This is a genomic window from uncultured Ruthenibacterium sp., from assembly GCF_963558415.1.
GTDB lineage: Bacteria > Bacillota > Clostridia > Oscillospirales > Ruminococcaceae > Ruthenibacterium.
On sequence record NZ_CAUWGY010000126.1, the window covers coordinates 1 to 4,212 of the forward strand.

Here is a 4,212-nt window from a genome sequence, read left to right on the forward strand (position 1 = left end):
GCCATGTTTTTCTACTCCCTTTCCTTAAAACTCGGCGCCGCATTTTTTGCAGACGCGCACTTTTTTACCGTCTTTTTCCGTGTGGCCCACACGTGTGGCCTTGCCGCACTTGGGGCACACCGGCATCACCTTATCGGCATACAGAGCGCCCTCGGCCTTGACAATGCCACCCTGCTCGCCCTGACGGCGGGGTTTGACGTGTTTGGTCACCATATTGCGGCCTTCCACGATGACTTTGCCTTCCTTGGGGCTGACCTGCAAAACCTTACCAGAATTACCGCGATCTTTGCCGCTGATAATCATAACGGTGTCGCCGGTTTTAACATGAACTTTTGCCATTCTTGTAAAACCTCCTTACAGCGATTCCGGAGCAAGGCTGACGATTTTCAGATAACCGCAATCACGCAGTTCGCGTGCGACCGGCCCAAAAATACGGGTGCCTCTCGGGTTTTTGTCTTCGCGGATAAGCACCGCGGCGTTTTCATCAAAACGGATGTAAGAACCATCCTCACGGCGCAGGCCCTGTTTGCTGCGGACAACCACAGCCTTGACCACATCGCCTTTTTTCACTGTGCCATTGGGCGCTGCTTTTTTGACCGAAGCCACAATCACATCGCCAATGCCGGCATATCTCTTGCGGGAACCGCCAAGCACACGAATGCACATAATTTCTTTGGCACCGGTGTTGTCGGCAACTTTGAGATAGCTTTGCATCTGTACCATAAGACAGAATCTCCTTTCAAAGCTGTGTTATTTCGCCTTCTCGACGATCTTGACCAGTCTCCAGCGCTTATCTTTGCTCAGGGGACGAGTCTCCATGATCATCACGCGGTCGCCCACGCCGCACTCATTGTTTTCGTCGTGAGCTTTAAACTTCACGGTGCGCTTCATGATCTTTTTGTAGAGAGGGTGCTGCACGCTGTCTTTTACGGCGACAACAACGGTTTTATCCATTTTGTCGGACACAACCACACCCACGCGGGTCTTTCTCAAATTGCGTTCCATGTCTTTCCTCCCTCTCCTTATTGTGCGTCTTTCAGCTCATTGGCACGCATCACGGTTTTGATGCGGGCAATGTCTTTTTTGACGGTCTCGATCCGGCCGGGATTATCCAGCTGGTTAATGGCGTGCTGGAAGCGAAGGTTGAACAGCTCTTCTTTCAGCTCGCCCAGCTTTTTGGTCAGTTCGGCAGCGCTCATTTCGCGCAGTTCAGCTGCTTTCATGCTTATTCGACCTCCTCACGTTTGACAAACTTGCACTTTACAGGCAGTTTGTGAGCTGCAAGGCGCAGAGCCTCACGAGCTACATCTTCGCTGACGTCGGCCAGTTCAAACAGAACACGGCCCGGTTTCACAACGGCTACCCAGTACTCGGGGCTACCTTTACCGGAACCCATGCGGGTCTCAGCAGGCTTCTCAGTAACGGGTTTGTCCGGGAAAATCTTGATCCAAACCTTACCGCCACGTTTGATGTAACGTGTCATAGCGATACGAGCGGCTTCGATCTGATTGGAAGTAATCCAAGAGGGCTCGAGGGCAACAATGCCATACTCGCCCTGAGAAACTGTATTACCGCGCATCGCTTTGCCCTTCATGCGGCCACGCTGAACACGACGGTATTTTACGCGTTTCGGCAGTAACATTATTTGTTGCCTCCTTCTTTGCGGAATGTCTCCTTACGGGGAGCCGGTTTCGCGCCTTTCAGCACTTCGCCTTTATAGATCCAAACCTTGACGCCGATCTTACCATAAGTGGTGTTCGCCTCGGCAAAGCCATAGTCGATGTCAGCACGCAAAGTCTGCAGAGGAATGGTTCCCTCATGATAATGCTCGCTACGAGCGATGTCCGCGCCGCCCAAACGGCCGCCAACCTGCACTTTGATACCCTTAGCAGGAACTGCGCCGGTGCCACGACGAGGGCTCATCGCATTGCGCATGCACATTTTCACCGCACGGCGGAAAGAAACGCGGCGCTCCAGTTGAGCAGCAACGTCCTCAGCAGCCAACTGAGCATTGGTGGAAATGTTGTTTACCTCAACGATGTTCACATAAACATCTTTGTTGATCATCTTAGTGAGCTGAGCCTGCAGCTTCTCTTTCTCGGAGCCACCCTTGCCGATCACCATACCGGGCTTTGCGCAGTGGATGGTGACGCGAACACGAGGTTTGCCGCTCTGGCTGTCGAAGGTGCGTTCGATCTCAATTTTAGGAACACCCGCATTGTACAGTTGCTTTTTCAGCACTTTGCGGATTTTGTAGTCCTCAACGAGGGTATCGCCGAAGTCACGTTTGGAGGTGTACCAGCGGCTGTCCCAATCTTTGATGACGCCCACGCGAATGCCGTGGGGATTGACTTTCTGACCCATACTGCTTAACCTCCTTACTCTTTCTCTTTGAGAACGACCGTAATGTGGCTGGTTCTCTTGAGGATTCTGTACGCACGGCCCTGTGCACGAGGCATAACACGTTTCAGTGTGGGGCCAGGAGTGACAAAGCACTCAGCAACATACAGGTTGTTTTTGTCCATGTTGTGGTTGTTTTCCGCATTGGCGGCAGCAGATTTCACCAGCTTGTAAAGGAGCTCAGAGGCGGCCTTCGGGGTGTACTGCAGAATCGCCAGCGCCTTGTCGACTTCCTGTCCGCGGATGAGATCCAGCACGACGGAAACCTTGCGGGGCGCGATGCGGGCGTATCTAAGATGTGCCCTTGCTTCCATTTGTAATCCTCTCCTATCCTTTATTTACCGGTTGTCTTGCCGCCGGCATGACCTTTAAATGTGCGGGTCGGCGCGAACTCGCCCAGCTTGTGTCCGACCATATCCTCGGTCACATAAACGGGAACGTGTTTGCGGCCGTCATGCACCGCGAAGGTGTGGCCAACGAAATCCGGGAAAATCGTAGAGGAGCGGCTCCAGGTTTTGAGCACTCTCTTTTCACCAGCTTCGTTCATCGCTTTTACGCGTTTGAGCAGCACCGGCTGTACGAAAGGTCCTTTTTTAACACTTCTGCCCATGTCAGCTCTCCTCCTTATTTCGAGTTGGCGCGTTTCACGATGAACTTATCGCTGCGCGCATGATGTTTGCGGGTCTTGTAACCCAGAGCAGGTTTGCCCCACGGGGTAACAGGTCCGGGACGACCGACCGGGCTCTTGCCCTCACCACCGCCGTGCGGGTGATCGCAGGGGTTCATGACAGAACCACGAACGGTAGGACGCCAGCCCATATGACGTTTGCGGCCAGCCTTACCAAGGTTCACATTCTCGTGGTCGATGTTGCCGACCTGACCAACCGTTGCAACACAGTTTACAGGAACGTTGCGCATCTCACCAGACGGCAGACGAACCAAAGCGTATTTGCCCTCTTTTGCCATCAACTGAGCCATGTTACCAGCAGAGCGAACCAACTGAGCGCCTTTGCCCGGATACAGCTCAATGTTGTGGATGATGGTACCAACAGGAATGTTGGTGAACGGCAGGCAGTTGCCCGGCTTAATGTCCGCATTTGCACCGCTCATCACGGTATCGCCGACTTTCAAGCCTTCCGGAGCGATGATGTAGCGTTTCTCTCCATCCTCATACTCCAGCAGCGCGATGTGCGCAGAACGGTTCGGATCATATTCCAAAGTTTTGACAGTAGCGGGAACATCCACTTTATCACGTTTGAAATCGATCACACGATATTTTGTGCGATTTCCGCCACCATGATGACGGACAGTAATACGACCGGTGTTATTGCGGCCAGCGGATTTTTTCATCGGCTCCAGCAGGCTGCGCTCCGGCGCAACTTTCGACAGGCAGCTGTAATCGGTCGTGGTCATACCACGGCGACCCGGCGTAGTCGGTTTGTACTTTTTAATAGCCATGTCTTTTCCTCTTTCTCTTATGATCTGTTATCGGAGTCATATCTCCATAGCTGAGCCCTTCTCGGGCTCCCGTGCTTAAACCATGGACTCGAAGAACTCGATGCCCTTGGAATCTTTTGTAAGGGTAACAATCGCTTTCTTAGAAGCAGCAGTGTAACCTGCATGCATACCCTGGCGGCGATAACGGCCGCGCACGGAAATGGTGTTGACTTTCGCAACCTTTACACCGAACAGTTCTTCGGCAGCGCGTGCAATGTCAACTTTGGTGGCGTTGATCGCAACTTTGAAGGAATACTTCTTGTTAGCGATGCCAGCCATGGAAGCCTCGGTAATGACCGGGGCGAGGATGATGTC

At 52.9% G+C, this 4,212-nt stretch carries 10 protein-coding genes; all 10 read right to left on the minus strand.

What is annotated here, in order from left to right; all coding sequences use genetic code 11:
• Positions 1 to 24: 24 nt before the first annotated feature.
• Complete coding sequence (gene rplX / locus AB5H98_RS12785) at positions 25 to 339, minus strand: 50S ribosomal protein L24 (RefSeq protein ID WP_349216489.1); 315 nt, start codon at positions 337 to 339, stop codon at positions 25 to 27.
• 15 nt (positions 340 to 354) lie between these two features.
• On the minus strand, positions 355 to 723 hold the full coding sequence (gene rplN, locus AB5H98_RS12790; RefSeq protein ID WP_367926278.1) for a 50S ribosomal protein L14: 369 nt from the start codon (positions 721 to 723) through the stop codon (positions 355 to 357).
• 27 nt (positions 724 to 750) lie between these two features.
• The gene (gene rpsQ, locus AB5H98_RS12795; protein WP_349216491.1) at positions 751 to 1,005 is read right to left on the minus strand and encodes a 30S ribosomal protein S17; all 255 of its coding nucleotides are present in this window, start codon (positions 1,003 to 1,005) and stop codon (positions 751 to 753) included.
• Between the two features lie 17 nt (positions 1,006 to 1,022).
• On the minus strand, positions 1,023 to 1,223 hold the full coding sequence (rpmC, locus tag AB5H98_RS12800; RefSeq protein ID WP_349216492.1) for a 50S ribosomal protein L29: 201 nt from the start codon (positions 1,221 to 1,223) through the stop codon (positions 1,023 to 1,025).
• 2 nt (positions 1,224 to 1,225) lie between these two features.
• The gene (gene rplP / locus AB5H98_RS12805) at positions 1,226 to 1,642 is read right to left on the minus strand and encodes a 50S ribosomal protein L16 (protein WP_367926279.1); all 417 of its coding nucleotides are present in this window, start codon (positions 1,640 to 1,642) and stop codon (positions 1,226 to 1,228) included.
• Positions 1,642 to 2,364 (minus strand): 30S ribosomal protein S3, encoded by a 723-nt coding sequence (rpsC, locus tag AB5H98_RS12810; RefSeq protein ID WP_367926280.1) that lies wholly within the window; start codon positions 2,362 to 2,364, stop codon positions 1,642 to 1,644. The genes rplP and rpsC overlap by 1 nt, the downstream gene beginning before the upstream one ends.
• A 14-nt stretch (positions 2,365 to 2,378) precedes the next feature.
• Positions 2,379 to 2,714 carry a 50S ribosomal protein L22 gene (gene rplV / locus AB5H98_RS12815; protein ID WP_349216495.1) on the minus strand — a complete coding sequence of 112 codons (336 nt, stop codon included), beginning with the start codon at positions 2,712 to 2,714 and terminating at the stop codon, positions 2,379 to 2,381.
• A 20-nt stretch (positions 2,715 to 2,734) separates the two neighbouring features.
• Positions 2,735 to 3,010, minus strand: coding sequence for a 30S ribosomal protein S19 (gene rpsS / locus AB5H98_RS12820; protein ID WP_349216496.1), 276 nt, complete (start codon positions 3,008 to 3,010; stop codon positions 2,735 to 2,737).
• A gap of 14 nt (positions 3,011 to 3,024) precedes the next feature.
• Positions 3,025 to 3,858, minus strand: coding sequence for a 50S ribosomal protein L2 (gene rplB, locus AB5H98_RS12825; protein ID WP_367926281.1), 834 nt, complete (start codon positions 3,856 to 3,858; stop codon positions 3,025 to 3,027).
• 75 nt (positions 3,859 to 3,933) lie between these two features.
• A partial coding sequence (gene rplW, locus AB5H98_RS12830) for a 50S ribosomal protein L23 (RefSeq protein WP_367926282.1) occupies positions 3,934 to 4,212 on the minus strand: 279 nt, incomplete at its 5' end.